The organism is Neotamlana laminarinivorans (genome assembly GCF_020523925.1).
GTDB classification, from domain to species: domain Bacteria; phylum Bacteroidota; class Bacteroidia; order Flavobacteriales; family Flavobacteriaceae; genus Neotamlana; species Neotamlana laminarinivorans.
Window position 1 is genome coordinate 1 of record NZ_JAJAPW010000041.1, and the last position, 378, is coordinate 378.

A 378-nucleotide genomic window follows, 5' to 3' on the forward strand; every position below is an offset into this window, starting at 1 on the left:
TATCTGCTAGGTAAGTATCTGCTCCAGATATTCCATGTTGAGCAAACGATGCGGTAACTCCAGCTTCGTAATTGGTTTTAGCATCGCCAGCTCCTGTCCAACCTCTTAAAGCAGCTTCAGCTTTTAAGAAGTGTACTTCGGCAGCAGTCATCCAAGTTAAAGTTTCTCCATCAATAACGCTTCCTATAGAGGCATGATCGCCATATTGACTCTTTGCAGTAATATCAATACCCATTCTAATTCCTTTATAATCTCCTGCCAATGATGCATCAGCCGAAGGGTTAAAGTAGGTTTCAATTCTATCGTCATTATAACCGGTTAAGATCGATTCCATTTCGGCTCCCATTCTAACATCTCCCCAAGATCCGCTAATAACAG

At 41.8% G+C, this 378-nt stretch carries 1 protein-coding gene; it reads right to left on the reverse strand.

Going from position 1 to position 378, the window contains the following annotated elements; all coding sequences use genetic code 11:
• The coding region (locus LG649_RS15955) for a SusD/RagB family nutrient-binding outer membrane lipoprotein (RefSeq protein WP_226544812.1) at nucleotides 1-378 on the reverse strand (378 nt) is incomplete at both ends.